The organism is Hanstruepera ponticola (assembly GCF_012931685.1).
Lineage (GTDB): Bacteria > Bacteroidota > Bacteroidia > Flavobacteriales > Flavobacteriaceae > Hanstruepera > Hanstruepera ponticola.
The window spans coordinates 300,770-319,078 of record NZ_JABANC010000003.1 but is presented as its reverse complement, the minus strand read 5'-3'; the positions used below and the strand labels follow the sequence as shown (position 1 = coordinate 319,078).

At 32.8% G+C, this 18,309-nt stretch carries 17 protein-coding genes; 13 read left to right on the top strand and 4 right to left on the bottom strand.

Going from position 1 to position 18,309, the window contains the following annotated elements; all coding sequences use genetic code 11:
• Nucleotides 1-66: 66 nt before the first annotated feature.
• From HGK31_RS10255 to HGK31_RS10200, 12 genes are all read left to right on the top strand, one after another.
• Nucleotides 67-1,185, top strand: a complete 1,119-nt coding sequence (locus HGK31_RS10255) for an N-acetylmuramoyl-L-alanine amidase family protein (RefSeq protein WP_191859663.1) — start codon at nt 67-69, stop codon at nt 1,183-1,185.
• Nucleotides 1,186-1,240: 55 nt separating this feature from the next.
• Complete coding sequence (locus tag HGK31_RS10250; RefSeq protein WP_191859662.1) at nt 1,241-2,188, top strand: MlaD family protein; 948 nt, start codon at nt 1,241-1,243, stop codon at nt 2,186-2,188.
• 12 nt (nt 2,189-2,200) lie between these two features.
• Complete coding sequence (locus tag HGK31_RS10245; protein ID WP_191859661.1) at nt 2,201-3,508, top strand: (Fe-S)-binding protein; 1,308 nt, start codon at nt 2,201-2,203, stop codon at nt 3,506-3,508.
• On the top strand, nt 3,501-3,680 hold the full coding sequence (locus tag HGK31_RS10240) for a hypothetical protein (protein WP_191859660.1): 180 nt from the start codon (nt 3,501-3,503) through the stop codon (nt 3,678-3,680). Before HGK31_RS10245 ends, HGK31_RS10240 begins: the two co-directional genes overlap by 8 nt.
• Nucleotides 3,681-3,685: 5 nt before the next feature.
• Nucleotides 3,686-4,033 (top strand): hypothetical protein, encoded by a 348-nt coding sequence (locus tag HGK31_RS10235; protein ID WP_233451067.1) that lies wholly within the window; start codon nt 3,686-3,688, stop codon nt 4,031-4,033.
• Nucleotides 4,034-4,042: 9 nt separating this feature from the next.
• Nucleotides 4,043-4,489 (top strand): LNS2 domain-containing protein, encoded by a 447-nt coding sequence (locus tag HGK31_RS10230; protein WP_191859659.1) that lies wholly within the window; start codon nt 4,043-4,045, stop codon nt 4,487-4,489.
• Nucleotides 4,490-4,495: 6 nt separating this feature from the next.
• A complete protein-coding gene (locus HGK31_RS10225) occupies nt 4,496-5,287 on the top strand; it encodes a (Fe-S)-binding protein (RefSeq protein WP_191859658.1) in 792 nt (263 codons plus the stop codon).
• 18 nt (nt 5,288-5,305) lie between these two features.
• The gene (locus HGK31_RS10220) at nt 5,306-5,791 is read left to right on the top strand and encodes an ABC transporter ATPase (protein ID WP_191859657.1); all 486 of its coding nucleotides are present in this window, start codon (nt 5,306-5,308) and stop codon (nt 5,789-5,791) included.
• Nucleotides 5,792-5,990: 199 nt separating this feature from the next.
• A complete protein-coding gene (locus HGK31_RS10215; RefSeq protein ID WP_191859656.1) occupies nt 5,991-8,909 on the top strand; it encodes a glycoside hydrolase family 3 N-terminal domain-containing protein in 2,919 nt (972 codons plus the stop codon).
• A 2-nt stretch (nt 8,910-8,911) separates the two neighbouring features.
• Complete coding sequence (gene bshA, locus HGK31_RS10210) at nt 8,912-10,048, top strand: N-acetyl-alpha-D-glucosaminyl L-malate synthase BshA (RefSeq protein WP_191859655.1); 1,137 nt, start codon at nt 8,912-8,914, stop codon at nt 10,046-10,048.
• A 117-nt stretch (nt 10,049-10,165) separates the two neighbouring features.
• Entirely contained in the window at nt 10,166-11,428 is a 1,263-nt protein-coding gene (locus tag HGK31_RS10205) for a putative DNA modification/repair radical SAM protein (protein ID WP_191859654.1), read from the top strand.
• Nucleotides 11,429-12,202 (top strand): TIGR03915 family putative DNA repair protein, encoded by a 774-nt coding sequence (locus tag HGK31_RS10200; protein WP_191859653.1) that lies wholly within the window; start codon nt 11,429-11,431, stop codon nt 12,200-12,202. It begins immediately after the preceding gene.
• 1 nt (nt 12,203) lies between these two features.
• On the opposite strand, the gene HGK31_RS10195 is transcribed toward HGK31_RS10200, so the two are convergent.
• On the bottom strand, nt 12,204-12,719 hold the full coding sequence (locus HGK31_RS10195; RefSeq protein WP_191859652.1) for a GNAT family N-acetyltransferase: 516 nt from the start codon (nt 12,717-12,719) through the stop codon (nt 12,204-12,206).
• A gap of 88 nt (nt 12,720-12,807) precedes the next feature.
• Complete coding sequence (locus HGK31_RS10190) at nt 12,808-13,329, bottom strand: hypothetical protein (protein ID WP_191859651.1); 522 nt, start codon at nt 13,327-13,329, stop codon at nt 12,808-12,810.
• A gap of 152 nt (nt 13,330-13,481) precedes the next feature.
• Here HGK31_RS10190 and HGK31_RS10185 point away from each other — a divergent pair, with 152 nt between their 5' ends.
• Nucleotides 13,482-16,403, top strand: coding sequence for an FAD-binding and (Fe-S)-binding domain-containing protein (locus tag HGK31_RS10185; RefSeq protein WP_191859650.1), 2,922 nt, complete (start codon nt 13,482-13,484; stop codon nt 16,401-16,403).
• On the opposite strand, the gene HGK31_RS10180 is transcribed toward HGK31_RS10185, so the two are convergent.
• Both HGK31_RS10180 and HGK31_RS10175 read right to left on the bottom strand, forming a co-directional pair.
• Entirely contained in the window at nt 16,404-17,270 is an 867-nt protein-coding gene (locus HGK31_RS10180; RefSeq protein WP_191859649.1) for a hypothetical protein, read from the bottom strand.
• Nucleotides 17,271-17,359: 89 nt separating this feature from the next.
• Nucleotides 17,360-18,196, bottom strand: coding sequence for a UDP-2,3-diacylglucosamine diphosphatase (locus HGK31_RS10175; protein ID WP_191859648.1), 837 nt, complete (start codon nt 18,194-18,196; stop codon nt 17,360-17,362).
• Between the last annotated feature and the right edge of the window lie 113 nt (nt 18,197-18,309).

The following is an 18,309-nucleotide window of genomic DNA, read 5'->3' as shown; positions in this document are numbered from 1 at the left end:
ATTAATTTAATATACGTGAAAATTCGAAGATTAAAATAAACCTGCCTAAAAGTTGTTATAGATACTATGAACACAATAATTAATACACGTTTTTTTCTACTAGCTATTTTATTAATAGTTTTTAATTTGCAAGTCCTTTATGCTCAAAGCTCATCAGAGAAGTTTGTGGTGGTTTTAGATGCAGGACATGGTGGTAAAGACCCTGGAAATCTCGGTAATGGTTACAAGGAAAAAAGTATAGCTTTAAATATTGTTTTAGAGGTAGGGAAGGAACTCGAGAAAAATTCAGACATAAAGGTTATATATACGAGAAAAACGGATGTGTTTATAGAACTTCGTGAACGTGCCGCAATAGCTAACAAGGCAGATGCAGACTTGTTTGTGTCAGTACATTGTGATGCTTTTACAAATAATGCTTATGGAGCAGGAACCTTTGTTTTAGGGTTGCATAAGTCTCAAGCAAATTTTGAAATAGCTAAAAAAGAGAATGAAGTTATTTTTTTAGAAGATAATTATAAAGAAACGTATGCTGGTTTTGATCCAAGCTCACCTGAATCATTAATTGGAATGACTTTAATGCAAGAAGAATATTTAGACCAAAGTATTTTGTTAGCTACTTTAGTTCAAAATAATTTTACAAATAAATTAAAAAGAAAAAATAGAAGTGTAAAGCAAGCTGGATTTTGGGTGTTGCATAATACCTATATGCCAAGTGTACTTATTGAAACAGGCTTTTTAACAAATAAAGCTGAAGGCGCCTATTTAAATTCCAAAAAAGGTCAAAGTCAAATGGCTTCAGCTATAAAAGATGCTATTTTAGATTATAAACACAGTTTAGACCTAAATGTTGGCGGTAATATTTCTCCTTCCGAAATAGATAATTCAACAGTTTCAATTGATGAAACAAAGCTGATTTATGAAGGCATTGTTTTTAAAGTTCAAATAGCAGCCAGCTCAAGAAAAATAGAACCCAAAGGTTATAATTTTAAGGGACTTGATGCTATTTCAAGAGAAGATCATGAAGCTCTTTATAAATATTATTATGGTAGTACTTCGGATTATAATGAAGTGAAACGCCTTCAAAAAGAAGCCAAGGATAAAGGATATAATTCCTGTTTTATTGTTGCTTATAAAAACGGAAAACAAGTTTCATTGGCCGATGTCTTAAATTCATCAGCTAATTAGAGTCATTCTTTATAAATTTATCTTTAATTTTGTTTAATAACCAAACAACTTTACTTTGAAAATAACAAAAGAAGTTAAAACTGCCATATTAGTTATTTTAGGAATTGCCTTTTTAATTTTTGGAATAAACTATCTCAAGGGTCGAAACCTACTAGATGCATCAAACACTTATTATACTATATTTGAGTACAATGCATTAACAGAATCTTCTCCCGTGACCATAAAAGGAAACAATGTTGGGAAAATAAAAAATATCAAATATGACTTTGAAACAGGTAAAACACGTGTTTCTTTTACTGTTGATAAAGGGCTAAAGTTTTCCAAAAATAGTATAATTAGGCTATATGAAATGGGACTCATGGGTGGAAACGCAATGGCAATTATTCCGGCCGAAGATGGTGATTTTGCTGAAGATGGTGATGTCATTAAGTCTGAAGTAGAAAAAGGCTTGTTAGATGGTTTGGCAGGGAATTTCTCCAATTTAAGTTCAGGTTTAGATACTACACTTAAATCAGCCGATTCGTTACTGATAGGTTTAAATGCCTTGGTTGAAGATGATTCTGATAAAGGCCTCAAAAGTGCTATTGCAGAATTGAATGCGACTATTAAATCTTTTAAAAACCTGTCCTATTCATTCAATTCCTTAATTTCAAAAAACGAAGAAGGATTAACGTCGGTTATTAGCAATTTTGATTCTATTAGTCAAGATTTAGCTAGTCTCTCTGAAGATCTTAAAAAAGCTGAAATTTCAAAGACTATTAATGATTTAGACCAGACTTTGTTAAGTGTAAATGGTCTCATAAGTGATTTGGAAAATGGAGAAGGCACTTTAGGATTATTGCTTAAAGATGAAAAGTTATATAATAACCTCGAAGTTGCTACATATCAGTTAAAGGAATTGCTTCAGGATTTTAAATTGAATCCAAAACGATATGTACAAGTATCAGTTTTTGGTGGAAAAAACAAGGATGAATACCAAAAGCCTGAAGACGAACGAAAATAAAACTAGCCAGAAATGAATTTTATTCCAAACATACTTTTTGCTTTAGCCTTGATCGTTGGTATTGGTTATTTTGCCAAGAATGTCAGAAAATTAATGCGTAACATTAAATTGGGTCAGGATGTTGATGTTAGCGATAACAAACCTGAACGTTGGCGTAATATGACAAGGATTGCTTTGGGTCAAAGCAAAATGGTAAAAAGACCTATTGCAGGTTTCCTGCATTTAATTGTCTATGTTGGCTTCATTGTAATCAACATTGAAGTGCTTGAAATCATGATAGATGGTCTCTTTGGAACCCACCGTATTTTCTCCTCAATTGGAAGTTTGTATGGTATATTAATTGGTTCATTTGAGATTTTGGCAGTTTTAGTATTAGTGTCGGTCATAGTATTCTGGATTCGTAGGAATATTATTAAAATCAGAAGGTTTTGGAATTCTGAAATGACAGCTTGGCCAAAAAATGATGCAAATTATATCTTGTATTTTGAAATGGTATTAATGACGCTGTTTTTGGTTATGAATGCCACAGATATAACTTTTCAGAATATGAATTCTGGAAATGTTATTAGTCAATATATAGCACCATGGTTTAGTAATTTGCCTGAGTCAACTATCCATATTATTGAACGTGTAGCTTGGTGGTTGCATATTTTAGGGATTTTAGTATTTCTCAATTATTTATACTTTTCAAAGCATTTGCATATCCTCTTGGCATTTCCAAATACCTATTATGGTCGTGTAAAGCCAAAAGGACAGTTTGATAACCTAGAAGCTGTTACCAAAGAAGTAAAAATGATGATGGATCCAAACGTCGATCCATTTGCAGCACCTCCTGAAGGAGCTGACAATGCGGTACCTGCCAAGTTTGGGGCTAGTGACGTGCAAGATTTAAATTGGGTGCAATTGCTTAATGCTTACACCTGTACGGAATGTGGTCGTTGTACCAGTGAATGTCCGGCTAACTTAACAGGTAAAAAATTGTCTCCACGAAAAATCATGATGGATACGCGTGATAGACTGGAAGAAGTTGGTAAAAATATCGATGCCAATAATGGTGAATTTAAAGATGATGGTAAACAACTTCTAGATGATTATATTACTAGGGAAGAGCTTTGGGCATGTACCTCATGTAATGCCTGTGTTGAAGCTTGTCCAGTGAGTATTGATCCATTGTCTATTATAATGGATATGCGTCGCTATCTGGTTATGGAGCAAAGTGCTGCGCCAGTAGAGTTAAATAATATGATGACTAATATTGAAAACAATGGAGCGCCTTGGCCTTATAACCAAATGGATCGTTTAAACTGGAAGAATGAATAGTGGGAGTAATTTTTATGACAAACCTAATAAATTGATTATTTGGGGAATAGTATTTATCATTTTAGGTTTTGTTTTATGTTTTATTACTGACTATGGTGTTCCTTGTGGAATAGCAATAGGTTTAGGAGGTGCTTATTTTTCAATGGGATTGCACAAAAAGTATATTAAATAAAAGTTTTGAGGTTAAGCATAATCATAACAATATTTTGTCTGGGAAATTTATTAAGTTTCTCACAAGGTTATGCTAAAGACTCATTACAAATAAAGGTATATACCGAAATTGAATACAAGAATAGAGAAGCAAAAGATATTAAACTGTTAAAAGTATTTTGCGATTATTGTACTTCGGCACAAACAAGTAAAATTGGTTATGCTGCTTTGTTACGAGCACATGACGAAAGGTATTTGCCTGAGAATGTATTAGTAAACGGGAAAAAGAAATTAGCTATTATCATAAGAATATCAAAAGTTGATTTTGCAGCTATTTCTGATGAGAAAGAAAATGAAACACTAGAAAAAGAATAAAATAGGTTTATGAAACGAGAAGACGCAGACAAATTATTGCACGAAAAAGTTGAAGCAGGTGAGAAGGTAAGCCCAATTTTACCAAAAGGTGTAAAAAACTATTTAATTGATATTGATGGAACCATTACTGAAGATGTGCCTAATGAAGAGCCTGAAAGAATGGCTACCTGTGATCCTTATCCTGATGCTTTAGTAACTTGTAACAAGTGGTATGACGAAGGTCATTTAATCTGTTTTTTTACTTCGCGTACTGAAGATCATCGGGAAGTAACCGAAAATTGGTTAAACAAGCATGGGTTTAAATTTCATAGCTTATTAATGGGTAAGCCTAGAGGTGGTAATTATCATTGGATTGATAATCATTTGGTAAAAGCAACTAGATACAAAGGGAAATTTACAGATTTAGTAGATAAAAAAGTGACCATACAAGTATTTGATGATGGTCATCATGAATAAATTATTATGAGCGAGCAACTTAAAGTACCAACAATGCAAGAAGCAATGGCAGAAGGAAAACAGCCTGAATATTTATTTTGGGTAGGATCTGCTGGAGCCTTTGATGATAGGGCAAAAAAAATCACTAAAGCATTTGTGAAATTGCTTAATAAAGCCAATGTTGATTTTGCCGTTTTAGGAACAGAAGAATCAGATTCTGGTGATGCTGCTAAACGAGCGGGAAATGAGTTTTTATTTCAGATGCAAGCTATGACTAATATTGAAGTCATGAATATGTATCAAGTAAAAAAAATCATTACTACTGATCCGCATGACTTCAATACATTAAAAAATGAATATCCAGGGTTGGGAGGTAATTACGAAGTTTTGCATCACACGCAATTCTTACAAAAGTTAATTTCCGAAGGAAAAATAAAAGTTAAAGAATCAGAATTTAAAGGAAAAAACGTCACGTTTCATGACCCTTGTTATTTGGGCCGTGCAAATGACGTTTTTGAAGCGCCAAGAGCATTGATAGAAACTTTAGGCGTAAATTTTAAAGAAATGAAACGTAGCCAGCGTACATCCTTATGTTGTGGAGCAGGAGGTGCTCAAATGTTTAAAGAACCTGAAAAAGGCGATAAAGACATAAACGTTTTAAGAACTGAAGATGCTTTAGAAACTAACCCGGAAGTTATCATTACTGCTTGTCCGTTTTGTAATACCATGATGACGGATGGAGTGAAAGCTAAAGAAAAAGAGGCCAGTATTCAGGTAATGGATATAGCAGAGTTAATTGCGAATGCCGAAGATTTATGATGATAAAACATAAAAATAATGCTAGTAGAATTTAATAATTTACCTGAAGAATCTCGTATTTGGATATACCAAGCCAATCGTTCTTTTACAGATGAGGAGATTATAGAAATACAAAATAAGCTAGATATATTTATAGAGAATTGGACAGCACATGGTAGTGATTTACAATCAGGCTATTTAATTAAATATAAGCGATTTATAGTCATTGGTCTAAATCAAAACTTAAATAAAGCTACAGGCTGTTCCATTGATACTTCAGTCCATTTTATTCAGCAGCTTGAAAAGGAATATAATGTTGACCTTATGGATAAAATGAATGTATCCTATAAGCAAGGTGATTATATTGCTTACAAGCCATTATCAGATTTCAGGAAAATGGCAAAGGATAGAGCTGTTTCAAAGAACACTATCGTATTCAATAATTTAGTAGCTAACAAAGCGGAGTTTGAGGAGCATTGGGAAGTGCCAGCAAGTGAAAGTTGGCATGCACGTTTTGTAAAGTAAGTTAACTAGAAGTACGCATAAGATATTTGTGCTTAAGTATTTTAAGTTCCAGAAATTTCTTTTTATAATTTAAATCTAGATTATCACATAAATTGTTAATTACCTTCTTTATAAATCTATCTTAAAATTTAGTATTGTATCTTCAAAATACTGTAATTTGGTATCGTTATTGATAATCTTGTAAAAAGCCCTTGATTGTATGCGAATAGTAACGTTTTTAACGCTATGTTTTTTTGTTTTTAACACATCATTTTCCCAAAATAAAAACCCTTTATTAGCTGATAACCCAGAACATCAAAAAAAATGGGTTGATAGTGTTTATAATAGTCTGGATATTGACCAAAAAATTGGTCAGCTATTTATGGTTCGTGCTTTTTCTAATCAAGGACTAAAGCACGAAAACATTATTAGTCAACTTATAATGGATCAGCATATTGGTGGTATTATCTATTCTACCGGAGGACCAGTTGCACAGGCCAAATTAAATAACAGATTGCAAGGACTTTCCATAACACCACTTTTGATTGGTATGGATGCCGAATGGGGTTTGAATATGCGTTTAGATTCTACTTTTGCTTTTCCTTGGAATATGACACTAGGAGCTATTAAGGATAATAAAATAGTTGAGCAAGTAGGATATCAAGTTGGTGAGCACTGTAAGCGTATTGGAGTTCATTTTAATTTTGCGCCAGTTGTTGATATCAATACCAACCCGAAAAACCCTATAATTGGAAATCGTTCATTTGGTGAAGATCGTGATAACGTCACTGAAAAGGCATTAGCATTTATGAAAGGTATGCAAAATGCAGGTGTTTTAGCAAATGCCAAACACTTTCCTGGTCATGGTGATACTGAAACTGACTCTCATAAAACATTACCTACTATAAGCTTTAATGAAAAACGCATTGATTCAGTTGAATTGTATCCGTATAGAAAGTTGATTGAAAACGGTTTATCTAGTGTAATGGTTGCCCATTTGAACGTGCCAGCTTTAGAAACACAAACGGGATTTCCATCTTCCTTATCAAAGCATATTGTGACTGATATTTTAAAAGACTCATTAGGTTTTAAAGGGCTAATTTATACGGATGCGTTAGAAATGAAAGGTGTAGCTGATTTTAGTGAGCCAGGAGATATTGATTTGGCAGCTTTTCTTGCAGGAAATGATGTGATGTTGATTTCAGAAGATGTTCCTAAAGCCATGATTAAAATGCGTGAGGCCTATGATAGTGGTGTCATTGCTGAAGAACGTTTGGCACATTCGGTTAAAAAAATCCTTCAGGCGAAATATAAAGTGGGCTTAAATAATTTTAAGCCTATTGTAATTGAAAATTTAGTTAACGAACTCAATAGGCCAAAGGATCAAATCCTTAATGAATTAGCCTTTGAAAAGGCCATAACGGTAGTTAAAAACAAAAGTAATTTGCTGCCTATAAGAGACCTTAAAAACAAACGTGTTGCTTATGTGCAATTAGGAGACGACTCTGGTTCTGTTTTTTTTAAAGAATTACAAAAATACACCAAGGTTCACGAGGTGAAAGCTGACAATCTAGATGAACTCATTACAAAACTAAAAGCTTACAACACTGTGGTTGTTGGATTTCATCGTTCAAATGATCATCCATGGAAAGATTATCAATTTAGTGATAAAGAATTGGTTTGGCTCTATGAAATTGCTAGAACCAATACTGTTATTTTGGATGTTTTTGTAAAACCATATGCGCTTTTAGACATAGCTACTTTTGAAAACATTGAAGCTTTAGTTGTGAGTTATCAGAATAGTGATACGTCTCAAAAAATATCGGCTCAAATGATTTTTGGTGCCATTGAAGCCAAAGGTAAATTACCAGTTTCAATAGGAAAGTTTTATAATGAAGGCGATGGAGTTGATTATAATTCAATGTCTTTGTTAGGTTATACGATTCCTGAACGTGTTGGTGTGAATTCTAAAAAATTGGGTAAATTAGATTCGGTAGCTCAATATGCCGTTGATAATGAAATGACACCAGGAATCCAATTATTGGTAGCTAGAAAGGGAAAAGTTATTTACAATAAAAATTTTGGAAAACATACATATGAAGCTGATGCTGAAACTGTAAAATTTAATGACATTTATGATGTAGCTTCATTGACAAAAATTCTAGCAACGCTTCCCTTGATAATGGAGCTTGAAGAACAAGGCGTGGTATCACTAGATTCTAAACTCTCTCAACTCTTGCCAGAGTATACTAATTCTAACAAAAAGGATGTAACAATCAAAAAAATGCTTTCGCATTATGCCAGATTAAAACCATGGATTCCTTTTTATTACGCGACTTTAGATTCAGTGACTAAAAAACCAGATGCCAGGTATTACAGAAATGAAAAAAGCTCTGAATTTAGTGTAAAAGTAGCAAATGACTTATTTATGCGACGGGATTATCAGGACTCAATTCAAAAGATTATAAAGGATTCTGATTTATTAAATAGGTTAAGATATCGTTATAGCGATTTACCTTACTACATTCTAAAGAAATTTATTGAAAAGCATTACGACAAACCAATGGATGAATTGGTTCAGGAACATTTTTATGAATCTTTAGGCGCAAATTACACAACTTATAATCCATACAATAAGTTTAGCAATAAATCCATTGTGCCAACAGAATTAGACGATTATTATCGTTATCAAGAAATAAAAGGATATGTGCATGATATGGGAGCTGCCATGCAAGGAGGTGTTGGTGGTCATGCAGGAATTTTTAGTAATGCCAATGATGTTGCCAAAATTATGCAGATGTATTTACAAAAGGGCTATTATGGAGGAAAACGCTATTTTAAGTCTGAAACATTGGATAAATTTAATACCTGTTATTTCTGTGAAAGTGATAACAGAAGAGGGATAGGGTTTGATAAACCACAACTAGGTGAAGATGGTCCAACATGTGGTTGTATATCAATGACTAGTTTTGGACATTCAGGATTTACAGGCACCTACGCTTGGGCAGACCCAGAAGAAGAAATTGTTTATGTGTTTTTGGCTAATAGGACGTATCCTATTGCAGGATCAAACAGATTATTAAAAGAAAATATAAGAACAGAGATTCAGCGTTTAATTTATGAATCTATAGAAGATTAATTATGAAAATAGGTATTGTTTGTTATCCTACATTTGGAGGAAGCGGTGTTGTTGCTACGGAGCTTGGAATTGAATTGTCAAAACGTGGTCATGAAGTACATTTTATTACATACAAACAACCAGTTCGACTTGAATTATTAGGTAACAACGTCCATTTTCATGAAGTAAATGTACCAGAATACCCCTTGTTTCATTATCAGCCTTATGAACTAGCACTTTCTAGTAAACTGGTTGATATGGTTAAATTACATCAAATTGAAATTGTACACGTGCATTATGCCATTCCTCATGCATATGCTGCATATATGGCGAAAAAAATGTTACATGAAGAAGGTGTTTATTTGCCAATTGTAACAACCTTACATGGTACTGATATTACCTTGGTTGGTAGTCATCCGTTTTACAAAGCAGCTGTTGAGTTCAGTATTAATAAATCTGATGCTGTTACATCAGTTTCTGAAAGCTTGAAAAAAGATACCTTAAGGCTTTTCAATATTACTAATGATATTGATGTTGTTACTAATTTTATAGACATTGATAAGCACACGCATGGTTTTGCAGATTGTCAACGTTCTATGATGGCGAACGAGAATGAAAAAATTATAACCCACATTAGTAATTTTAGACCTGTAAAACGCATCCAAGATGTTATTCAAGTTTTTTACAATATTCAGAAAGAAATCCCTGCTAAACTTATGATGGTCGGTGAAGGACCAGAAAAGGAGCCAGCGGAAGAGTTGTGCAAAAGTTTAGGGATCGAGGATAAAGTTGTTTTCTTTGGAAACAGTAATGAAATAGATAGAATACTATGTTTTTCAGATTTATTTATGTTGCCATCAGAAACTGAAAGTTTTGGTTTAGCCGCCTTGGAGGCTATGGCATCAGGTGTTCCGGTAATTTCAAGTAACTCTGGTGGAATTCCAGAAGTAAATATTCACGGTCTATCAGGTTATTTAAGTGAGGTTGGTGATATAGATGATATGAGTAAAAATGCGCTTTCAATTTTAAAAGACGAAGAGGTGTTAAAAACTTTCAAGACGCAGGCTAAAGACCAAGCTGATAAATTTAATATCCATAATATTGTTCCTCAATACGAGGCTGTTTACGAGAAAACACTCTCAAAATGTATGCAGTTATAAATTGAAGTAATAATTTATTATCAATATGTAAATTCTATACTTGCTATAAAATGTAGCAATATTTTGCTTCTAAATTTAGTATTTTTGTGAAATAAATTACCCAAATCGTATTTCTTAATGTCTTTTGAACGTATAAAAGAAAAACTAAACATTTTAGCTGATGCTGCAAAATATGATGTATCATGTTCTTCTAGCGGTAGCACACGGTCAAATAAAAGTAAGGGGTTAGGGGATTCTTCGGGAATGGGAATTTGTCATTCTTATACTGAAGACGGACGCTGTGTTTCTCTATTGAAAATTTTACTCACTAATCATTGTATTTTTGATTGTGCTTATTGTGTGACCCGAAAGAGTAATGATATAAAGCGGGCGGCTTTCAAGGTTCAGGAAGTAGTAGAATTGACCATAAACTTTTACCGTCGTAATTATATTGAAGGCTTGTTTTTGAGTTCTGGAATTTTTAAGAATCCGGATTATACCATGGAACGATTAGTTGCTGTGGCTAAAAAACTTCGATTAGAAGAAAATTTCAATGGTTATATTCATTTGAAATCTATTCCTGGAGCTTCAGATGAACTTATGAGAGAAGCAGGTTTATATGCAGATAGGTTAAGTGTAAATATTGAAATACCTACCAAAAAAGGACTAAAATTACTGGCTCCAGACAAAAAAAGAGAAGATTTCATAAAACCAATGGAAAAGGTTAAAAATGAAATTATTCAATATAAGAATGAAAAGAAAATTATAAAGAGCACCCCCAAATATGCGCCTGGCGGTCAAAGTACTCAAATGATAATTGGAGCAACAGGTGAAAATGATTATCAAATTATGCATACATCTAAATTTTTTTACAAGAAATTCAATTTAAAACGTGTCTATTATTCTGGATATGTACCCATAAGTTATGATAGCAGGTTGCCTCAAATAGGTAGTCAAGTACCAATGCTTCGCGAAAATCGTTTATATCAAACGGATTGGTTGATGCGCTTTTACGGTTTTGATGTCAGTGAAATATTAAATGAAAACAATCAAAATTTAGATTTAGACATAGATCCCAAATTAGGTTGGGCACTTCGTAATTTACATGAGTTTCCAATTGATGTTAATACAGCTGACAAGCGTATGTTGTCAAGAATACCTGGGGTTGGGATGAAGTCTGTATATAAAATACTTCATGCTAGACGATTTAGGCAATTAAATTGGGATCATTTGAAGAGAATAGGCATTTCACTTAATAGAGCACAATATTTTTTGACTTGTAACTCCAAGTTATTCGAAAAGCGCGATTTATCGCCAGCAACCATAAAATCTTTGATACTTCAAAATTCATCTAGCAAATATCAAAAAACTTTGAGTAATCAATTAAGCTTATTCGGTTAGATGTTAACAAATAGTAACTTAATATATGATGGTACATTCGATGGATTTCTATCGACTATTTTCCATGTCTATAAGTATAAGTTAGACAAGGTTAAAATTCAAAGTGAATTTAGAAGCCAAAATCAACTATTTGCTGAAACACAACATGTAGAAACTGATGTTATAAAAGCAGAGCGCGTTTGGAAAGGGATTAAATCTAAAGCTTCAAGAAGCGGGTATATTCAATTGTATTATACTTTTTTAAGCGAAGAGTTAGGTGTTGAAAATTTGCTGTTAGACTATATACGTTACATGTTTAATACCAAGATATATATTGATAAAAATTACACCAATCCTTCAGTTTTAAAAGTTTCAAAATTAGCGAAAAGTGTTGGGAGGGAGAAACATCGAATGGAGGCTTTTGTTAGGTTTAAACTTACCAAGGATAACATTTATTTTGCTAATATAGAACCAGATTTTAATGTCTTGCCACTAATTTCTAAACATTTTACCAAGCGTTATGCTGATCAAAGTTGGGTGATTTATGATTTGAAAAGGAAATACGGTTTGTATTACGATTTATGTAAAACTGAAATAATAACGATGAATCTTTCAGCAGATTTAACAGTTTTATCAAAAGATGAAGCTGTTTTTGCTACTGAAGAAATGGATTTTCAAAAATTGTGGAAAAACTATTTCAAAAGCACCAATATCGAATCTCGTAAAAACATGAAGCTACATACTAGACATGTACCAAAACGCTATTGGAAATATTTAAGTGAAAAGCAGCCTTGAGCTAATTGGTGTTATTTAAGATATAGATGTGATTTTTCTTATTTCCCGAATCCTTTCTTTTAGGGTCGTGCTTAAAGCCAAATTTCTTTAGAAGATATACTGAACTTAAATTATCATATTGTGTATAGGCATCAATATGATTTAGGTTTAACGATTGAAAACCAAACTCCAATACAGCATGCAAAGCTTCGCTCATTATGCCTTTCCTGTGAAAATCAGGATGTAAGTCGTAACCAACTTCAGCCTTGTTTAATTCTCTTGAGAAATTCCATAAACAGATTGTTCCTATAAGCTTGGAATTGGTTTTTAAGCAAATACTCCAATAACAAACTTCTTCATTTGATACTGATAATTGAATACGCTTTATAAATTCTAGAGCTTCATCTTTTGTTTTTGTTTTTTGGCGTTCAACAAATTGGTTAACTACTAGATCTGATCTTAAAAACAAAATTTGATTTACGTCATGATTCTCTAAAGCTCTTAATAAAAGTCGTTCAGTTTTTAATTCTATAAACATATAACAGTGCTTGAGATTGAAGAAATACTTAAATATAGAAAAAAACCACCATGAAATTGGTGGTTTACTTATTCTAATAAGGTTTTTTTTAGAATTGATATCTTACACCTAATCCCACGTCAAAATCTAAATCATTATTGTCATATAAATCATCTCCAAAACCTAATTCAGGTCTAAAGTCTAGAGATAATAATAGCGGAAAATCAAAGCTATATTCAATACCAATTGTCCCAGTCACTATAGGAAAAGCATCTCTGTTTTCTTCATAATAATAATCGTTCTGTCCAGGAACATATCTTTCATATTTATGTCTAAACGCTGCAAAACCAACACCTGGACCAGCATACCAATTAAAGCCACCGTCTATGTTCCAAACCCACTGATAAAGCCCTATAAGTTTAATGCCATCATAGTTTTTGCCATCTCGCCAGCCAAAGTCAAACTCCAACCGATTGTTGTTTTGTCCAATTGCACGTTGATACGATATTTCAGCTCCAAATCCGTCGCTATCTCCCAAGCGAAGACCAATAGCATTTTTACTTATTTCTTGAGCATTTGCCATAGTAATAAAGCCGAACAAGGTAATTACAGATAAGATTATTTTCTTCATAGTTCTATAGTTTTTTGATTTCATGTTATATACGTAATTTGGGTTATTGTTAGATTTTTATTAAGGCAAATTAATTGAATATACTTGAAGGTTAATAACTTTAATAATATTATTTTTAGCTTTATCTATACCTAGGTATCTATCAACCAAATATGGAAATAACATACTTAAAGAAACTTAATCAATTGTTGGAAGGTGAACTTCATTATGATGATTTGATGAAAACTCTCTATGCGACAGATGCATCAGTTTATAGAATGTTGCCTTTGGCAGTAGCTATTCCAAAGAGTGATAATGATTTGAAAGTGCTTATTGATTTTGCTAATAATCATAAAACATCTTTAATACCTCGGGCTGCAGGAACTTCTTTAGCAGGGCAATGTGTGGGTAAAGGTATTGTGGTAGATGTTTCTAAACACTTTAATGCGATTGTAGATTTTAATGTAAAGGATATGACCATTACTGTTCAGCCAGGTGTAATTCGAGATGAACTTAATAATTTTTTAGAGCCTTACGGCTTGTTTTTTGGTCCTAATACATCTACTTCAAACCGTTGTATGATAGGTGGTATGGTAGGAAACAACTCGTCAGGAACCACATCCATCAAATATGGTGTGACACGTGATAAGGTATTGGCCTTGAAAACATTATTGTCCGATGGGAGTGAAGTAATTTTTTCTGACATTTCTAAATTAGAGTTTGAGAAAAAAATAAATTCAGATAATCTGGAAGGAAGGATATATCGTGTTTTGAATCAAGAATTAAAAAACAGAAGTGTTCAGGATGAGATTAGAAATCAGTTTCCAAAAAAAGAAATCCATAGACGCAATACGGGTTATGCTATTGATGAAGTAATAAAAACTGAACCATTTTCTAATTCAGACATACCGCTAAACTTATGTAAGTTGTTGTCAGGTAGCGAAGGTACTCTGGCATTTACAACAGAAATAACCTTAAAATTAGATGTATTACCACCAGCAAACACTGTCATGATTGCGGCTCATTTCAATAGTATTGAAAACTGTTTAAATGCAGTTGAGAGTGTTATGAAGCATGACTTATACACATGTGAAATGATGGATAAGACCATTTTAGATCTAACCAAACATAATAAAACACAAGAGGTTAATAGACAATTTGTAACTGGTGATCCTGAAGCGATTTTAATGTGTGAAGTGCGTGATAATAGCATAGAAGTTGTAACCAGAAAAGCCTATAGTTTGTTAGATACATTAAACTCTGGTGGTTTGAGTTATGCCAATCCACTATTAGTAGGCGAAGACATCAATAAGGCTATAGAATTAAGGAAGGCTGGTTTGGGCTTATTAGGCAATATAGTTGGTGACAAAAAAACGGCACCATGTATTGAAGATACAGCTGTGCTAATTTCAGATTTAAGTAATTATATCAGGGATTTTACAGCTATTATGAATGGTTATAAACAAAAAGCAGTGTATTATGCTCATGCTGGAGCTGGAGAGTTACATTTGCGGCCTATTTTAAATTTAAAAAAGAAAGAAGATGTTGTACTATTTCGCAAAATAACCACTGATGTGGCACATTTAGTCAAAAAGTATGGAGGCTCAATGAGTGGTGAACATGGCGATGGTATTGTACGTGCGGAGTTTATTCCGATGATGATTGGAGAAAACAATTACAAAATAGTTAAGCAAATAAAGCAAGTTTTCGATCCAAATAATATTTTTAATCCTGGGAAAATTGTTGATGCATTTTCAATGGATAAATCCTTACGTTATCAACCGGATAGGGTAGAACCTGAAATAAACACGTTGTTAGACTTTTCAGATTCATTGGGTATTTTACGTGAAGCTGAAAAATGTAACGGATCTGGTGATTGCAGAAAACTTCCAGAATTTGGTGGCACTATGTGTCCGAGTTATCGTGCCACTCGAAATGAAAAAGACACTACTCGCGCTAGAGCTAATGCTTTAAGGGAGTTTTTAACCCAATCTGATAAGGTTAATAAGTTTAATCACGAAGAACTCAAAGATGTATTTGACCTTTGTTTAAGTTGTAAGGCGTGTTCTAGTGAATGCCCTAGTAGTGTTAACGTAGCCGCTTTAAAGGCAGAGTTTGAATATCAGTACCAAAGTATAAATGGTTCAAATTTGCGCACAAAAGTATTTGCCTACAATAATAAATTTAACAATATTGGAAGTCGATTTTCTGGCATCAGCAACTTGATGTTTTCGAACGTATTTTTTTCATCTCTCATTAAAAAAGGATTAGGCATAGCACCAAAAAGAAGCTTACCTAATATTTCAAGTGTTAGTTTATTTAAATGGATTAAAAACAATAATAAACAGATAGTTAAGTCTAAATATACTAAAGAGATATATTTTTTTATTGATGAGTTTACTAATTATTTGGACACTAAAATAGGTAAGGATGCAATTATGCTGTTGGGAGGTTTAAATTACAAGGTTAACATATTGCCAAACAAAGAGTCTGGTAGGGCATTTTTATCAAAAGGATTTTTAAAACAGGCACAACAAGTTGCTAATGAAAACGTAGCGCTTTATAAAGATTTAATATCAAAAGAAACACCATTAATTGGTATTGAACCTTCAGCAATTTTGACATTTAAAGACGAATATTTAAAATTGGCAAATGACACAGGTGCTGCAAAATCAATAGCCAGTCATACTTATTTAATAGAAGAGTTCCTTCAAAGTGAAATTGCAACGGGGAATATTAATCCTGAACAATTTACTTCTGAATCAAAAACCATTAAATTTCATGGTCATTGTCATCAAAAAGCCCTGGGTAATCAAAAGTCAAGTTTTGATGTTTTAAATTTACCAAAGAATTATAAAGTCACTATTATACCAAGCGGATGTTGTGGTATGGCAGGTAGTTTTGGGTACGAAAAAGAACATTACGATGTTAGCATGACAATTGGTAATCAGACTTTGTTTCCAGCAATTAGAAAAGCTGACTCCGAAGTAGTTATTTCGGCTAATGGTACGAGTTGCAGGCATCAAATAAAAGATGGGACACAACGCCAAGCGTTACATCCCATCGAAATATTATATGATGCTTTGATTAAATGATTATTCTTCAGCAACCATGTAATCTGTCATTTCTTGAACGTTAGTAGCCGAACCAGAAGTTGGAAATGGAATATCAATTCCAAACAATGTTAGTAATTCTATTGTAGTTTGATCAACTTGATAATTTATTGCCGTTTCTGATTTTACTAAACCTATATTTTCAACAAAATAATTTGTACCAACCGTTACATCTTGATTTCCTAGAATATTTAAATTTTGAGGTTGGTTGGTAATTGGATTAAGAATTGTTGCAATAACATTTAAGTTAAGCTTAAATCTCGCCTTTGATACACCTGTATAATTGGTTCCTCCAACAGAAACAGAACTGTTATTGTTAATCTGTGTTGTAGATACAGTATAATTTATAGTTACTGGAATTACATCTGTTCCCAAATCAATATTTTGGTCAATACTTCCAGAGGTGCTTGCCAACTGACTATTGTTTGCTGCATTTAAATCGTATAAAACCATATCGGTGAAATCAATGCTTGAGGTTTCAAAACCAGGAAACGGAATTGAGATAGAACCATCTAAAACCAGTGTTGATTCCGTACGTTCTAGTGTACCATTCACCAAAATACCATTCATTGCACCATTAGCAATATCATTGGTATTGACACCCAAATCAAAGCTACCATTTGTTTCAGAAGCTACATAAAGAAAATCTGAAGAACTAGAATTATTATTAGAATCATTATTGTCAGTGTATTCAACGTCATAATTCCAATAATCATCAACTGTCAAAGGAAAGTAGTTTCCAGTATTATCGGTTGGTGGATTTGTTGGTGGATTAGTACCACCATCATCATCTGATGAGCAGGATGCCACAAAAAGGGCAACTGTTAGCATTAGAAATAATTGCTTCATTGTTTTCATTGTTGTTGTTTTAAGTTTTGTCAGTCTCAAAAATAACAATTTAATACAACTAACAATAATTAAAACAACAAAGTAGTGATTTACTGTTTTTGATCAATAATGGTAATAGCAGCAATTAAATCTTTCATTTCCATTTCCTTAATATCTTCGTCGGCGTAAAAAGCTGAAAGTTTGTCGTTATTGTAATTGTAAATTTTCCAACGTTTAAATTGATATTCTAATGCAGTAAAGTTTTCAACCCAATCACCAGAATTCAAATAGGTGGTTTCACCCATTTTATTTTTTTTAAGAAGCATTTTAGGTTGATGAATGTGACCACAAATCACATAATCATAACCATTTTCAATGGCTAAATCAGATGCAACTTCTTCAAAATCACTTATGTATTTCACAGCTTTCTTAACACTATTTTTTATGCGAAGTGATAGCGAATATTTTTCACGTCCCATGCATTCTAAACACCAATTTATAAAACGATTAATAAGAATGAGCATATCATAACCATAGCCACCTAATTTAGCTAACCACCTAGCGTTTTGTATAGATGCGTCAAACACGTCACCATGAAAAAACCATGCTTTCTTTCCATCTAAATTTAGAACTAGTTTATCATCAATTTTTATATTGCCTATAGCCGTTCCGCTAAACTTACGTAACATATCATCATGGTTTCCAGTAATGTAAATAACTTCAACACCTTCTGATGCCATATCTATAATTTTTTTAATGACCTTTAGGTGAGATTTTGGAAAATACCGTTTACTAAACTGCCAAATATCTATGATGTCACCATTTAGAATGAGCTTTTTTGGGTTAATACTGTTTAGATAAGTGAGAAGCTGTTTTGCTTGACACCCATAAGTTCCTAAATGTACATCTGAAATAACCGAGATTTCAATTTTCCTTTTTTGCTTCAAGTTTTATTGGATATTTAATGCAAATAACTACATTAAATATTACCCTAATATTACGCTGTAATTAATTGTTTGTGAGTAATTTGTTAAGTAATTGTTACTAGATTTATTTATAA